Here is a 14755-nt window from a genome sequence, read left to right as displayed (position 1 = left end):
CTTTGTTAGTCCGCTCGGCGGGGCACTGCAATCACGCGAAATACGCAACGGCAAGAAATAGCACAGGGATAAGGCCCGCGTTTCGGTTTGAGCGGAACAGCGCGAGGCATTTGGCGGGATCGTCGATGTCAAGTCGGCTGAGCTGCCACATCATGTGCCACCCGAAAGCCCAGACTCCTGCGAGCGCGATAGCCAGCTGAAGCGCGTTGGCGGTTGGGGCAAGGGCAAGTACCAACCCGGCCCCTAAGAGCGAGACGGTCGCGGCCATGAACCATTTAAGCCATTTCGACGTGTTTTGGCCAAACAAGCGGGCGGTGGATTTGACGCCGATCAAGGCGTCGTCTTCGGTATCTTGATGCGCGTAAATGGTGTCGTAAAACAGCGTCCAGAAAATGCCGCCGGTATAGATCAGAACGGGCGCCCACCCAAGCGAACCAGTGGCAGCCGCCCAAGCCAAAAGCGCCCCCCAGTTGAAGGCAAGGCCCAGAAATATTTGCGGCCACCAAGTGAACCGCTTGGCGAACGGATAGATACAAACCAGAGCGAGCGACCCAAAGCCAAGCCAGATGGCTGTCCAAGAGAAAGTGAGGAGAATGCTAAAGGCAATCAATGCCTGGGCGGCCATCCACAGGGCCGCCCCTTTGACGGAGACTTGGCCAGAGGGGATAGGACGTGACCGAGTACGCGCGACCGCAGCGTCAAAATTGCGGTCGGAGATATCGTTCCAGGTGCAGCCGGCGCCGCGCATAAGCCAGGCTCCAATGCTGCAGCCAAGGGCGATCCAAAGATGCAGTGTGGTGAACCGGCCTTCTGCGAGGGCCGCCACCGCAATGCTCCAAAAACAGGGGATCAAAAGCAGCCACGTGCCAATAGGCCGGTCCGCACGGCTAAGTCGCAGATAAGGGCGTGCTGGCGCAGGAGCGATGGTATCGACCCAATTCCCCTTAACTGCGTCGGCGACCTGCCCTGTGCCTTTGGTCTCTGGCGTCCCGCCCGTCCCGGTCATATGATCTGATCCCATGAAAACTGCGAAAGTTCGTCTCTTTGTAGATCAGCCCCTGGGACAGGGGCAATCGGTTGTTCTGGAACCCAAACAGGCACATTACCTTTTTGCGGTCATGCGCCTTGGACTTGGCGATCCGGTTGCCGTTTTTAACGGTCGCGACGGAGAATTTCGCAGCGAAGTCACACATGCGGGCAAACGCGGTGGGGAACTCGTTTGTAGCATTCAAACGTCACCGCAATCCAATCCGCCCGATCTGTGGCTGATGTTTGCCCCGATCAAAAAGGCGCGCACTGATTTTATCGTCGAAAAGGCGGTCGAAATGGGCGCTGGGCGGATCGTGCCGGTGCAGACAGCGTTCACCAATTCCGAGCGTATCCGGCAGGATCGGTTGCAGGCGCATGCGGTTGAGGCGGCCGAGCAATGTGGTGCAACCTTTGTCCCCGAAGTTGCAGAACTGCAAAAACTCGACCGGCTCATGTCGAATTGGCCTGCCGAGCGTCGCTTGATGTTTTGCGATGAGACGCGCGCCGGTGAAGCTGCTGGCCTCCCGGATGCTTCTGGGCCCTGGGCGATCCTGATCGGGCCGGAGGGCGGCTTTTCTGACGCCGAGCGGGCGCGGCTGGGCAAGATGGAACTGGCTTACCCCGTCGCGCTTGGGCCGCGCATCCTGCGCGCTGATACCGCAGCGGTTGCAGCATTGACGGTTTGGCAAAAAGCGCTTGGGGATTGGGGATGACAGCCCCTCATGTGCGATTGCATTTGTTCTTTGCCACCGAGAACGACCGTGCCGTGATTTTACGGCAGGGTCCGTCGACGCAGTGCCGGATGATCCTTTGGCATCGGGACACGGATACATTTAAAGATGGGCAGTGGATCAAGCAGCGTATTTATCTCGACCGGTGCGATTTGTCCCCTGATGGCCAGCATTTCATCTATTTCACGCTGAGCGGACATTGGTCCGATGAGAGTGAAGGGGCCTATTCGGTGGTTTCACGGCCGCCCTATTTTACTGCTCTGTCAGTATTTCCAGAGGGTTCGACATGGGGGGGCGGCGGGCGTTTTGTTGACGATAAAAGGTTTGTAGCGACTGGCGGGAAGGACCTTATTGGGCGGAGCAAAGGCCTTGTGCGGCTTGAGAGAAAAGAAAGCACTAAGACCAATCCAACGGGTCTTTACCGCCGTGATGGCAAGCCGGCAAAAGTATCCGACGAGCAGGCAGCGAGAGTATCCGCGCCCGTCGCGCGGTCACTGGGCGTTGCTTTGGATCGCTATGATACAATGGGCGGTAAGCTTTATCGACGCGTTGGCAATGACGTCGAGATGATCCGAGACTTTACGGAAATGGCGTTCGAGCGCGTCCGAGCACCCTATGATTGGCGGGAAGAAAGCCTCAAGTTGGAACCGTCCCTTTGGCATCCGTTGGATCGTGAGCCGCAACGATGAGCTTTATTCGTCCCCAAGCACGCCAAACCCTAATGCGTTGGCGGGAAGCTATTGTTGGGATCGCATTTGATGGTGTCGGTTTGGCAACGGTTCTTGGGCCAACACGGGCGCATCTGATTTTTGGTGTCCTGATGATGAGCCTTGGCTCAATCCTGATGTATATCGGGATACAGCGCGCGCGTTTTCGCACGCAGGGCGGCGGCGCTGGGGTTGTTGAAGTGGACGAGCGCCAGATCTCATATTTTGGCCCCCGGATTGGGGGAGCGGTTGCTCTGGAAGATCTTGTGCGGATTGCGACTGTGCCGCCGCATTCGTGGGAACTCGCCGACGCTCAGGGTAAGACGCTGACGATCCCCGTTGACGCGGAAGGGACCGAGGCGCTCTTTGACTCATTTTCCGCATTGCCCGGCTTAAGCACGTCTCGATTGGTCGATGCGGCGCGGGTTCGTCCGCTTACACGCACAACTGTGTGGGAAAAACCACTGAGGCGCTTGAGTTGACTTCACGCGCCTTTCGGGCAACTCACGCACTCTGACAACGAGCATCAAGGGGATCGCATATGTCCATTCCACAATCCGGCGGCGGGCCAATCGAGCGGCACGAGCAACTTGCTGAATACCTTGCTGCGGGCTGTAAGCCCAAAGAGGACTGGCGGATCGGAACCGAGCACGAGAAGTTCGGCTACTGCCGCGATACTTTGAAGCCACTTCCGTATGAAGGTGAGCGGTCAATCCGCGCCATGCTTGAGGGCTTGCGGGATCGCTATGGTTGGGCGCCGGTACTTGAAGGCGGTAAGATTATTGGACTTGAAAAGAACGGCGCGAATGTCTCGCTCGAGCCCGGGGGTGCGCTGGAGCTTTCCGGAGCGCCGCTCGAGACGATCCACCAGACCTGCGATGAGGTGAACGTCCATCTGGACGAAGTGCGGACCATAGCGCGGGAAATCGGTGTTCGCTTCATTGGTTTAGGTGCTGCGCCGCACTGGTCGCACGAAGAGATGCCCCTTATGCCAAAGGGCCGCTACAAGCTGATGGACAGCTATATGCAAAAGGTTGGCACCATGGGGACGTCGATGATGAGGCGGACTTGCACAGTGCAGGTGAATCTCGATTTCGGCTCGGAAGCCGACATGGTGACGAAGCTTCGTGTCGCCCTGGCATTGCAGCCGGTCGCAACGGCTTTGTTTGCGAATTCGCCGTTCTTTGAGGGTGAGTTGAATGGCCATAAGTCATGGCGTAGCCGCATCTGGCGCGACCTTGATGCGGACCGTACGGGCACGCTGCCTTTTGTTTTTGAGGATGGTTTCGGGTTCGAGCGCTATGTGGAGTATGCGCTTGATGTACCTATGTATTTTGTCTACCGCGACGGTGTTTATGTGGACGCGCTGGGCATGTCATTCCGGGACTTCATGAAGGGCGAACTGCCCGCGCTGCCGGGTGAATTGCCGAGGCTATCTGATTGGGCGGATCATCTTACAACCATCTTTCCTGAAGCGCGCTTAAAGCAGTTTATTGAGATGCGGGGCGCGGACGGCGGACCTTGGCGGCGGCTGTGTGCTTTGCCGGCTTTGTGGGTCGGGCTGTGCTATGATCAAGGGGCTTTGGACGCGGCTTGGGACTTGGTGAAGGACTGGGATGCAGAGGCGCGGGAGGCTTGGCGCGTGCAGGCGTCTGTTGGCGGGCTTGAGGCCGAAGTGAACGGGTTGAAGATGCACGATCTTGCACGGCAAGTTGTTGATATTGCGCAGCAAGGTTTGAAGGCGCGCGCGATGCCGGGAGCCGGTGGATTGCTGCCGGATGAGACGCACTTCCTCAACGCTTTGAACGACAGTCTTGAAAGCGGAGAATTGCCTGCGGACGAGTTGATCCGGCGGTATAAGACGGATTGGAACGGTGACGTGACGCGGGTCTTCGAGGAATATTCCTACTGATTTTTCAGGCGTTTGGCTGAATCGCTAAGCAACGGTCGCATCAGATGCGCCACACGCAATGCAGGAAGTCGCCAACGCCTTAAAGCGTTGGGATTATCGATGTCGGTATCGCGTCGGTGTAACGTCGGTGCGCGATGTAGCGAGGGGCGCCGGAACTATGAGATATGGTGCTGCGTTACCAAAGGGTTCCGGGACGTTAACGGATTTATGACGTTGTGCCTCTGAGGCAAAACCAAAGCGCTATTGGGACGATCGGGCACGGGTTCTGCGCGGTTCGATCCAGTCAATCAAGAGAACGGCAACGGGCATTGAAGCGGCCTGTGCTCCCAGACCCGTGAGTGGGACTGTTGGGGTGGGGTATCATTCTGGCCGCGTCGCAGCGCCCAGCGAAAGGCAAGCGCTCGGAAAGTCAGACAGGTCGGGGCACCGAGGACAGCGCCGACGACGGCCATGCCGAACAAGAATAAGACGTTTCCAGGGGTGATGTCGAATGACGCCCCGATGAGCCGAAAAACAAAGCATGGCAAAGCAACATTGAACGCAGCGACGAGCAGCGTGGTTATGAAAGCCCTGCGATTGATGGGGTGAAATCTGTCACGCTCTTCGGACATTCTGATCATTTCTGACATCGCTGAAATAGCCACTCAAAAAAAGCGGCGCTAACCGACTTTTGGAATGAAACGGGCGATGCCAGCGCCAAGCTTGATTGCGCCGTGTTGCGCCACGCGGGAGATGTCTTGCTACGCCTTGTCAAAAAGCCCCATCGTTTTGAGCGTGACGGCGATGCGGTCTTTGACATCGGTGGGTGTTTGGTCGGGTTCGGCCTCGTCCGCGACGCGCTGAAGGGCGACCACAGTGGGCGCGTATTCGCGCTCGCAGCGCGCGCCAAGCCGGCGTTCGATGGTGACCAGTTTCCAGCTTTGCAGTTCCTTGATGCCCGTGAAAACATTGGAGCGCGCCATGTTAAGCGTCTCGGCGATCTCGTCTGCGGGAGGTGGCGTGGGGCTTCGCTGCAAAAGCGCTTGGATTTGCGCGACGGACCGGTTTGTGCCCCACGTCGCGCCCATCTCTGCCCAGTGGAGAATGAAGTCCTGCATGGCGGGTGTGAGGTGCACGGTTTATCCGCTGCCAGTCATTTCTGTTTAAACTGAAATAACAGAATAGGCGGAAGAGTAAGGCGGTTTGGGTTCAGTTTAGTCGATCACGACCCCCAAAACGAAGTCGGTCACTTTGGCTTCGGTCATTTCGCAGGGCTTCAAAAGAGCCTGACCGGTCGCAAGGCGGAAGAGGTTGAAGCTGATGTAGTCGTTGCCGCCCAGTTCCTCGGCCTCAAATTTCTGGCTGCGGCCAGCCGCCATTTGCGTTTTCGTGATGCGGTAGCGGCGGCCCTGATAGGTGCCGCCGTAGCCACCCGTTGGAAGGGCGTCGAAGGTTTCGATAAATCCGGGTGTCACTCGCGGTCGACCCTTGGAATGGAGGTGGGCGAGAGGCTTTCGTCGTCGCCGGACCATGCGGCAATACCGCCGTTGTCGAGGGGGTCGGGACCGAATTGGTTGGGGCCGTCTGTTCCGGGCATAACATAGAGGATCAGGAGTGCGATCGACCCGATCACCGGGACAAGCATCAAGAGCATCCACCAGCCGGAAAGGTCGCGATCGTGCAGGCGGCGCACGGCGACGGTGATGAAGGGGATAAACATCGCAAGGTTGAAGAGTGCGGACAGCGGGCCAAAGCCACCCACGCTGAACAGCAACGCATCGACCGGAGCCAGGGCGATGGTGACCAGAACGTACAAGAGCCAGAAGTACCAATATTGCGAACGTGATGCACGGCCATCTATGGAGAAGTATTTTTCTTTGAGGCAGGTGATGACGGCTTGTTTAAAGGTCATTTGGTCACTCCGGGGCGTCTGATTGGGCTCTTTTCCGCCCGACTTTGGGTTCGGTCCCATTCAGGATGCGGGCGATGTTTTCGCGGTGACGCCACCAGACGAAGACGGCCATGACGGCCAGGACGGCGGCTTTGTCAGTGTGTCCTAGGGCAAGCGCGGCGATGGGCGTCAAGGCAGGGGCCATGATGCCTCCCAAGGATGAAATGCGGAAGATTGCGAAAGTGACGAGCCAGATCAGGCAGGCGGCCGCTCCGATGATCGCAGACAGGGCAAGTACCGTTCCAAGGAAGGTGGCGACGCCCTTGCCGCCTTTGAAGCCAAGCCAGATGGGATAAAGGTGGCCAAGGAAAGCGGCGAGGGCCGCGACTTGCGCGGCGTCTTCTCCGATTGCGGCGCGGGCGATCAGGACTGCGATGCCGCCTTTTGCGCCGTCGAGGAGGACGGTGAGGGCGGCTGCGACTTTGGACCCTGAGCGCAGGACGTTTGTGGCACCAATATTACCTGAGCCGATGCTGCGGGGGTCGGCGAGGCCGAAAATGCGGGAGACAACGATGCCGAATGGCACGGTCCCGAGGACGTAAGAGAGCGCGGCGACGAGGAGCAGGATCAAGCCGGATGTCTCGATGAGTGGCATGGGGCTTTGTGTCTCCTGCGCGCTTTGGCTTTCTCGGACATTATCTGGCGAAGGGGGCTAGGCGCAACTTAGCTTTTCGTGCGGCTATGGTTCAGGAAATACAGAGATGCCGGCAACCCATGTGCCAAGCACGCGGCCTTCCATGCGGGCTTCGTCAAACGGGGTGTTCTTCGATTTCGAGCGCAGTTTGGAACGATCCATGACGAAAGGCGCGTCGGGGTCGAAGAGAACGAGATCGGCGGGCGCTCCGGCCGAAAGGCGTCCGGTATCGAGGCCCAGACGCTGCGAGGGGGCGAGCGACAGAGCGCGCCAAAGCGTGGGCAGGTCGATGTGGCCGTTGTGAAACAGACGCATGGCGGCAGGCAGAAGCGTTTCGAGGCCGACGGCGCCGGAGGCAGCTTCGGCGAACGGCAGGCGCTTGCTTTCTTCGTCCTGTGGTGTGTGCATGGACGAGATCACGTCGATCAGGCCGGTACCGACGGCCTCGACAGCGGCAAGACGGTCGTCTTCAGACCTGAGTGGCGGTTTGACTTTGAAGAAGGTGCGGAAGTCGCCGACGTCAAGTTCGTTGAGCGTCAGGTGATGGATCGAGACACCAGCGGTGATGTTGAGGCCTGAATTGCGGGCACGCGACAGGCGGCGAAGCGCGCGGGCGGTTGTAATCTGGTCGGCGTGATAGCGCGCCTTGGTCATCTCAACGATGGCGATATCGCGGTCCAGGCCCATGCGTTCGGCCATTGGCGACACGGCAGGCAGGCCTTTGAGGGAGGCGAATTTGCCGCTGGTGGCGGCAGCGCCGGCAGAGAGAATCGGTTCTTGCGGGTGGCCAATGATGAGGGCGCCAAGCGAAGTCGCGTAGGTCATGCAGCGTGTCAGGACCTTAGTGTCGGTGACAACGCTGTCGCAATCGGTGAAAGCGACGGCGCCTGCGTCCATGAGAAAGCCGATCTCGGCCATTTCACGGCCCTGACGACCGCGGGTCAGGGCGGCCATGGGAAGAACGCGGACGGGCGAGGCCTCGTTGGCGCGGCGGCGGACGAATTCGAGGGTCTCGGGCGTGTCTATGGCGGGTGTTGTATCGGGGCGGGTGACCATGGTGGTGACACCTCCGGCGGCGGCCGCGAGGCCTGCGGAACGGAAGCTTTCCTTGTGGCGTTCACCGGGTTCCGAAACCTTCACGCCGATGTCGACAATGCCGGGGGCAAGGCATTTGCCGTTGCAGTCAATAATCTGCGCGTCGTCCATGCCTGTCGGTCCGGCAATCTTGCCGTCGCGTATGGCGAGCGTTCCGATAGTGTCGGTTCCGGCCTGCGCGTCGATCAGGCGAGCGTTCTTAAAGAGAATTGCGGACATCCGGAGCCTTTGGGTCAGAGGACGAAGTACAAAACGAGAGCGGCAGCGATAATAAGAGCGCCGAGTGCGCCGATCCAGGATCGACCTGCCAACGGAATAGGACGCGCGTGGCCCTTTCCGGGCGGCAAATCCCCTTCGGCGCTCTTGCGGGAGGTCATTGGTGTTGCCGGGGCGGCGGCCTCCTCGGTGAAGACACCGATGAAACGCAGCGCAGGGCTCGCGTTGAGGGATTGCTCGAGGCCTTTGAATGCGGAGGTCGGGATCAGGACGATCAGTCCCTTGAGCGCATCGAGGGCGGCGCCTTTGCCTGCAAGGTCGGCTTTTGCAATGCCATAGCCCGACATCAGGTACTGGCGCAGGCCGATACTTTCGACGGCGCTTGATGAAATGACTTCAACTTTGTCGGGGTCGAGGTCGATGTTGGTGCCCAGAAGGCGATGGACGTTCTGCGCGGTGATGTTGGACGCGTCTTCGGGGTCAAGCTCGGTGGAAAACAGCCGAACTTTGCCAAACTCAGTGGCGGCAACGTGGTTGGGATCGAAATTGGTCATATAGGGGTAACCTCCTCGCCCGCCTTGATAGCACGGATCAGGCGGTAAACGGCCGTGCCATCAATGATGCCTTCAAAGCCTTTCTGACGTGTTTGGCGGTCACCATCGCTGTCGGTGTATTGGTCAAACCCGAAGTAAATTGAGGCGAGGCCTTTGCGGCTTTCCTGTATTTCAACCTGCGTGTCGGATGTGATGGGAACCACGTCCATATTCCGTTTCCAGTAGCGCGTGGCGATATAGCCCGCGCGATTGGTAAGCGCAAAGCGCGTGTGGGTCGGCGTCATGTAGTCGTGGAGCCATGTGCCGAAAACGAGGCCTCCACCGACCGCGAGAAAGGGTATGCCGAATGCGGTGAGAATAATGCCAAGGCCAAAGTCCCAAATCCCGCCAAGACTGAACAGATGTCCAAGTCCCATGCCGGAAACAAAAAGCCCCGCGCCAAGGAAAGGGATCCCAAAGGCGGTCATGAAGGCGTTGCGAATCCAGTTCCATTGGCCGGACGCAGGCGCGCCTTGCCAGAGCAAGCGCTCGTCTTTTTGAAACCAGTCTTCCCAAGCATCCTGCATTCTACGCACTGACCCCCTTCGGCGCGGCGCGGGCGGTCTTCAGATTGTCAGCGAGAAGTTTCATCGCGGCCATGCGCACGGCAACGCCCATTTCGACCTGATCCTGAATAACCGAGCGGTTGATGTCGTCAGCAATCGTGCCGTCAATCTCGACTCCACGGTTCATCGGACCGGGGTGCATAACAATGGCGTCGTCTTTGGCGAATGCAAGTTTTGCAGCATCGAGGCCGAAGCGGTGGAAGTATTCGCGTTCGGACGGGATGAACGCGCCATCCATCCGTTCTTTCTGGAGACGAAGCATTATGACGACATCGGCGTCTTTCAGGCCTGCGCGCATGTCATCGTAAACCTCGACGCCCCATTCGGCAGCGCCAGCGGGCATGAGGGTTGGAGGTCCAACAAGGCGCACGCGGCTTTCCATTTTGCCCAGGAGCCAGATGTTGGAACGGGCAACGCGGCTATGGGCGATGTCACCGCAGATGGCGACGGTGAGGCGGTGCAGGCGGCCCTTAGCGCGGCGAATTGTGAGCGCGTCGAGAAGGGCTTGGGTAGGGTGCTCGTGGCGGCCATCTCCGGCGTTCAGGACGGCACAGTTTACTTTTTGCGCCAGAAGATTGACGGCGCCGCTATCGGGATGGCGCACCACGAGGAGATCGGGGTGCATAGCGTTGAGAGTGAGCGCGGTGTCGATCAGGGTTTCGCCCTTTTTGACCGAGGAAGCCTGCATATGCATGTTCATTACGTCTGCGCCGAGGCGTTTTCCGGCAAGCTCGAAGCTGGCCTGGGTACGCGTCGAGTTCTCAAAGAACATATTGATCTGGGTGAGGCCCTGAAGGGCGCTGTCATGCTTGTCGGCGCTGCGATTGAGATCGACATAGGTCTCGGCAAGGTCGAGCAGCGTTGTGATTTCGTCAGGGGCGAGGTCTTCGATCCCCAGAAGGTGGCGGGCGCGAAACGACATGGGCGGCTTCCTTCGATTTTGCGGTGTATAGGACGTCTTTTGGTCTGAGAAAAGTCGGTTTGGCAGAGTTTACCTTTCGCGGCCTTGGGCATAGCGTCGCTGCATGGGATTCTGGGAGATGAAAGCCGCGCTGGAATGGCAGATCGCCATGGGCGCCGACGAGGCAATCGCGGAAGAAGCGATTGATCGCTATGCTTTGGAAACACCTGTTGCGAAAGCGAAGGCTGCGGCAGGGCCGGACACACCGATTTCGCAGCAGATCGATGCAGTTGCCGCGGCGCAAGCTGCCGCTGACTCGGCGAGCGATCTTGCCGGGCTTGAGGCGGCGGTGGCGGCGTTTGAGCACTGCGAATTGAAGCAGGGCGCGCGTCAGCTTGTTTTTGCAGATGGGCAGGCGCAAGCACGGGTGATGATCATCGGCGAGGCGCCGGGTCGCGACGAGGATATGCAGGGCAAACCATTTGTAGGCCGAGCCGGGCAGCTACTTGATCTAATGTTCCGCCAGATCGGTCTGTCGCGGGATGCGCCGGATGCAGGCGCGGCGCTTTACATCACCAATGTGCTGCCATGGCGGCCACCGCAGAACCGTGATCCGGAACCCGCCGAGATGGCAATGATGATGCCGTTTCTGCATCGACATATCGCACTTGTTGACCCGGATATCATCGTCGCCATGGGCAATCATGCTTGCGAGGCCCTATTGGGTCGCAAAGGAATTACGCGGCTGCGTGGGGCGTGGAGTGAAGCTGTCGGCAAACCTGTTCTTCCTATGTTTCACCCGGCTTATTTGCTGCGCAGCCCGAGTGCCAAGCGAGATGCCTGGGCTGATTTACTGAGTCTGCAGGCGCGACTTCGGGAGAAATCATGAGCCGTATTGACGATACCCGCGACTTTATTGCGGTGCGGATCGCCGTTCTGACGGTCAGCGACACCCGCACCCCGCAAGAGGACCGGTCTGGCGACCTTTTGGTCGAGCGCATCGAAGGGGCAGGGCATATATTGTCGACTCGCGACATTGTGACGGACGATCGCGATCTCATCGCGGCCAAGCTTCGGATGTGGTGTGGGGACGAGACCATCGATGTGATCGTGACGACGGGGGGCACGGGTCTGACGGGGCGCGATGTGACTGTGGAAGCGCACCGCGATGTATATGAGAAGGAGATCGACGCGTTTGCCACAGTTTTCACGCATGTATCAATGGCGAAAATTGGAACAAGTGCCGTGCAATCAAGGGCTTGCGGAGGCGTTGCTGAAGGTACGTATCTGTTTGCTTTGCCGGGGTCTCCGGGGGCATGCAGGGACGCCTGGGATGAAATTTTAGCCTATCAACTCGATTTCCGCCATCAGCCCTGCAACTTCGTGGAGATTATGCCGCGCCTTGAAGAGCATCTGCGGCGGAAATAGCGCCGTATAACGTTTAAGTATTGGGTCTTTGCCAAATTTCGGCAATGGCCTCATATTGAGACGTTGCTGACCTGTATGAGGACAGAGCATGAAGTTTCTACGCCGATCGTTGGTGGGTGTTTTTCTTATGGCCGTCACTGCCGGGCTTATCGCTTGGGCGGGTAGCTCGGTTTATGGTGCGTTGCAGACACGATGGGCGGAAGAGCCGGGTCAGAGACCTGCGCGCGAACGCATCTTCGCGGCCAGGGTAATGATAATTGCGCCCGAGACCCTCCGTCCGGTTTTGTCGACGTTTGGCGAAGTGCGGGCACGGCGCACGCTTGAACTGCGTGCCGCAACAAGCGGTGCGGTCATTTGGTTGTCCGAGACGTTTGAAAACGGCGGGCAGGTGCAAAAGGGCGATTTGCTGGCGCGTGTCGACCCCGCCGAGGCGCAATCTGCTTTGGAAACGGCCCAAGCTGATCTCTCTGAAGCAGAGGCCGATTTGCGGGATGCGGAGCGCGCTGTTGCTTTGGCCGGAGAAGATATTGCTGCGGCAGAAGTGCAGGCACGGCTGCGGTCACAGTCTTTGGACCGGCAGCGCGACCTTTTGGATCGCGGCGTGGGATCGGTTGCGGCCGTTGAGACGGCTGAATTGGCCGTCTCAACGGCAGATCAGGCCGTCTTGTCACGCCGGCAGGCCAAGGCGAGCGCCGAGAGCCGGTTTGATCAGGCGGTGACCGGCCTGGAGCGGCGCCGGATTTCTTTGGCACGCGCTGAACGCGCCTTGGCCGATACCGAGATTTATGCCGAGTTTTCGGGCGTGATGAACGATGTAACGGCCGTTGTTGGCGGGTTGGTTTCGACGAATGAGCGGATTGGCGAGTTGATTGACCCGGCAGCGCTTGAGGTCTCGTTTCGTGTTTCGACGCCACAGTACGCGCGTCTTTTGACGGAAAATGGACGACTTGTCGGTGCCGATATGACCGCAGCGATTGATATTCTTGGGGTCGATCTTGAGGCAAAAGGGGTGATCAGTCGTGAAAGTGGTGCAGTGGGAGCTGGCCAGACCGGACGCCTGCTGTTCGCGCGGCTTGAAGCCGCGCCCGGTTTCTGGCCCGGCGATTTCGTGTCCGTGCGTATTGACGAGCCGCCCCTTGAACGCGTCGTGCGGCTTCCGGCGACAGCCGTTGATGCGAGTGGTTTCGTTCTGGTTTTGGGCGATGAAGATCGTCTTGAGACGGCCTCCGTCGATGTTTTGCGCCGTGAGCGAGACGATGTGATCGTGCGAGCCCCCGGGTTGGCGGGTCGCGAGATTGTTTCGGAGCGGACCCCATTGCTGGGTGCGGGTATTCGTATTCGTCCGATCCGTCCCGATGGTGCCGAGGCCCCCGAAGGACCCGAGATGCTTATGCTTGATCCTGATCGCCGCGCGCGCTTGGTCGCCTATGTCGAAGGCAACACGTTCATGCCGGATGAGGCGAAGGCACGGGTTCTCGCGCAGCTTCGGCAAGACGCGGTTCCGCTGCGTGTTGTTGAGCGTATAGAATCTCGGATGGGCGGCTAGTGGCCGGTTTGGCGTAGCAGAGAGAACGGTCGAAATGACAAGAGACCTGAGCAAAGCGACAAGCGGCGTTTTATCGTATTTCACGCGCCACAAGACGGCTGCCAACCTGCTTTTGGTGTTGCTGCTGATGGCCGGTCTTTACTCAATTCCGAAGATGCGCGCGCAGTTTTTCCCAGACATCATCACCGACGACATCACCATTCAGGTGGCCTGGGACGGGGCCGGTGCCGAGGATGTCGACGCGGGCATTGTGCAGATACTTGAGCCGACGTTTCAGGCCGTAGAGGGTGTGATCGAAACATCGTCCCGGTCGTCCGAAGGATCGGCCCGGATCACGATGGAGTTCGAGCCGAACTGGGATATGGACCGGGCGGAAGATGATGTGAATACGGCGTTGGACGGGGTCTCGAACCTTCCGGACGATGCCGAGGACCCCGAGATCAGGCGCAGCCGGTGGTCAGACCGGGTGACGGATGTGATTATCACCGGACCTGTCGGCGTCGATCAACTGGCGAACTTTGCGGACGAATTTGTGACCCGTCTTTTCGCAGAGGGGGTCACGCGCACGACGATCCGTGGGTTGGCGGCTCCGGAGACGATTATCGAGGTCACGTCGCTTGATCTGATCCGGTTTGATGTTTCGATGCGCGATATAGCGAGCGCCATTGCGGGCGAGGTCGAAACTGATCCGGCCGGTGACGTCAGTGGTGCGGCACGGGTGCGCACGGGTGTCGCAAAGCGCTCGGCGGATCAGATTTCAGGGATTGTTATTCGCTCGGGCAATGATGGCACGCAGGTGACCGTCGGAGATGTTGCGCGGGTTCGGGTGGAGGGTGTTGACCGCGATCGCGCGTACTTCGTTGGTGAAAATCCGGCGATTTCGATCCGCGTGGATCGCTCCAGCCAGGGCGATGCGATCCGGATGCAGCGACAGGTCGAAGGCGTTGCAGAAGATATGACGTTGTCCCTGCCAGAGGGTGTGCGGATTGATTTGATCCGCACACTGTCCGAGACGATTTCGGCGCGTCTTAACATCCTGCTTGAAAACGGATTGATGGGGCTTGGGCTTGTTGTTTTGCTTTTGTACCTGTTTTTGAATGCGCGCACCGCATTTTGGGTTGCGGCGGGCATCCCGGTCGCAATGATCACCGCAATCTCGATGATGTATATGGCAGGGTTGACGCTGAATATGATCTCGCTGTTTGCGCTGATCATTACGCTTGGCATCGTGGTTGATGACGCGATTGTGGTGGGCGAGCATGCCGACTATCGCGCGCGGCGACTGGGCGAGGATCCGACGACTGCCGCCGAACGGGCGGCTAACCGGATGTTTACGCCAGTGTTTTCGGCGACGGTCACGACCATCATCGCATTTTTCGGTCTGGTGGCGATTGGTGGGCGGTTTGGGGATCTGATCTCGGATATTCCGTTTACTGTGATCGTTGTTCTGATCGCATCGCTGATCGA

General features: G+C 59.0%; 17 protein-coding genes. 8 read left to right on the top strand and 9 right to left on the bottom strand.

The window, feature by feature from the left end:
• Positions 1–31: 31 nt before the first annotated feature.
• Positions 32–1006 carry a 4-hydroxybenzoate octaprenyltransferase gene (gene ubiA, locus Q1B15_RS18605; RefSeq protein ID WP_299756577.1) on the bottom strand — a complete coding sequence of 325 codons (975 nt, stop codon included), beginning with the start codon at positions 1004–1006 and terminating at the stop codon, positions 32–34.
• 13 nt (positions 1007–1019) lie between these two features.
• Between ubiA and Q1B15_RS18600 the strand changes: the two genes are divergently transcribed.
• The 4 genes from Q1B15_RS18600 to Q1B15_RS18585 are packed head-to-tail and all read left to right on the top strand — an operon-like array spanning position 1020 to position 4379.
• Positions 1020–1742, top strand: coding sequence for a 16S rRNA (uracil(1498)-N(3))-methyltransferase (locus Q1B15_RS18600; protein ID WP_299756575.1), 723 nt, complete (start codon positions 1020–1022; stop codon positions 1740–1742).
• Positions 1739–2449 carry a hypothetical protein gene (locus Q1B15_RS18595; protein WP_299756573.1) on the top strand — a complete coding sequence of 237 codons (711 nt, stop codon included), beginning with the start codon at positions 1739–1741 and terminating at the stop codon, positions 2447–2449. Before Q1B15_RS18600 ends, Q1B15_RS18595 begins: the two co-directional genes overlap by 4 nt.
• Positions 2446–2949 (top strand): hypothetical protein, encoded by a 504-nt coding sequence (locus Q1B15_RS18590; RefSeq protein WP_299756571.1) that lies wholly within the window; start codon positions 2446–2448, stop codon positions 2947–2949. Before Q1B15_RS18595 ends, Q1B15_RS18590 begins: the two co-directional genes overlap by 4 nt.
• 59 nt (positions 2950–3008) lie before the next feature.
• Positions 3009–4379: a glutamate--cysteine ligase gene (locus tag Q1B15_RS18585; protein WP_299756569.1), complete on the top strand. Its 1371-nt coding sequence runs from the start codon at positions 3009–3011 to the stop codon at positions 4377–4379.
• Between the two features lie 740 nt (positions 4380–5119).
• Here Q1B15_RS18585 and Q1B15_RS18580 read toward each other — a convergent pair.
• The 8 genes from Q1B15_RS18580 to Q1B15_RS18545 all read right to left on the bottom strand — a co-directional run bounded on the left by Q1B15_RS18580 (position 5120) and on the right by Q1B15_RS18545 (position 10335).
• On the bottom strand, positions 5120–5494 hold the full coding sequence (locus tag Q1B15_RS18580) for a hypothetical protein (protein WP_299756567.1): 375 nt from the start codon (positions 5492–5494) through the stop codon (positions 5120–5122).
• A 78-nt stretch (positions 5495–5572) separates the two neighbouring features.
• The gene (locus Q1B15_RS18575) at positions 5573–5833 is read right to left on the bottom strand and encodes a hypothetical protein (RefSeq protein WP_299756566.1); all 261 of its coding nucleotides are present in this window, start codon (positions 5831–5833) and stop codon (positions 5573–5575) included.
• A complete protein-coding gene (locus Q1B15_RS18570; protein WP_299756565.1) occupies positions 5830–6270 on the bottom strand; it encodes a DUF805 domain-containing protein in 441 nt (146 codons plus the stop codon). Before Q1B15_RS18570 ends, Q1B15_RS18575 begins: the two co-directional genes overlap by 4 nt.
• A gap of 4 nt (positions 6271–6274) precedes the next feature.
• Positions 6275–6904: a glycerol-3-phosphate 1-O-acyltransferase PlsY gene (gene plsY, locus Q1B15_RS18565; RefSeq protein WP_299756564.1), complete on the bottom strand. Its 630-nt coding sequence runs from the start codon at positions 6902–6904 to the stop codon at positions 6275–6277.
• Between the two features lie 84 nt (positions 6905–6988).
• A complete protein-coding gene (gene pyrC / locus Q1B15_RS18560; RefSeq protein WP_299756563.1) occupies positions 6989–8257 on the bottom strand; it encodes a dihydroorotase in 1269 nt (422 codons plus the stop codon).
• Positions 8258–8271: 14 nt separating this feature from the next.
• Positions 8272–8808, bottom strand: a complete 537-nt coding sequence (locus tag Q1B15_RS18555; RefSeq protein ID WP_299756562.1) for a hypothetical protein — start codon at positions 8806–8808, stop codon at positions 8272–8274.
• The gene (locus Q1B15_RS18550) at positions 8805–9374 is read right to left on the bottom strand and encodes a hypothetical protein (RefSeq protein WP_299756561.1); all 570 of its coding nucleotides are present in this window, start codon (positions 9372–9374) and stop codon (positions 8805–8807) included. The genes Q1B15_RS18555 and Q1B15_RS18550 overlap by 4 nt, the downstream gene beginning before the upstream one ends.
• Before the next feature lies 1 nt (position 9375).
• Positions 9376–10335, bottom strand: coding sequence for an aspartate carbamoyltransferase catalytic subunit (locus Q1B15_RS18545; protein ID WP_299756560.1), 960 nt, complete (start codon positions 10333–10335; stop codon positions 9376–9378).
• Positions 10336–10438: 103 nt separating this feature from the next.
• On the opposite strand from Q1B15_RS18545, the gene Q1B15_RS18540 reads away from it, so the two are divergent.
• The 4 genes from Q1B15_RS18540 to Q1B15_RS18525 form a co-directional block, all read left to right on the top strand.
• Complete coding sequence (locus Q1B15_RS18540) at positions 10439–11203, top strand: uracil-DNA glycosylase (RefSeq protein WP_299756559.1); 765 nt, start codon at positions 10439–10441, stop codon at positions 11201–11203.
• Positions 11200–11742 (top strand): molybdenum cofactor biosynthesis protein B, encoded by a 543-nt coding sequence (gene moaB / locus Q1B15_RS18535; RefSeq protein WP_299756558.1) that lies wholly within the window; start codon positions 11200–11202, stop codon positions 11740–11742. The genes Q1B15_RS18540 and moaB overlap by 4 nt, the downstream gene beginning before the upstream one ends.
• Positions 11743–11830: 88 nt before the next feature.
• Positions 11831–13288: an HlyD family efflux transporter periplasmic adaptor subunit gene (locus tag Q1B15_RS18530; protein WP_299756557.1), complete on the top strand. Its 1458-nt coding sequence runs from the start codon at positions 11831–11833 to the stop codon at positions 13286–13288.
• Positions 13289–13322: 34 nt separating this feature from the next.
• On the top strand, positions 13323–14755 hold a 1433-nt coding region (locus tag Q1B15_RS18525), incomplete at its 3' end, for an efflux RND transporter permease subunit (RefSeq protein WP_299756556.1).

This window comes from uncultured Boseongicola sp. (genome assembly GCF_937988555.1).
Lineage (GTDB): Bacteria > Pseudomonadota > Alphaproteobacteria > Rhodobacterales > Rhodobacteraceae > Boseongicola.
Note: the sequence above shows the minus strand (reverse complement) of the source record. Positions and strands in the feature narration are given on the sequence as shown.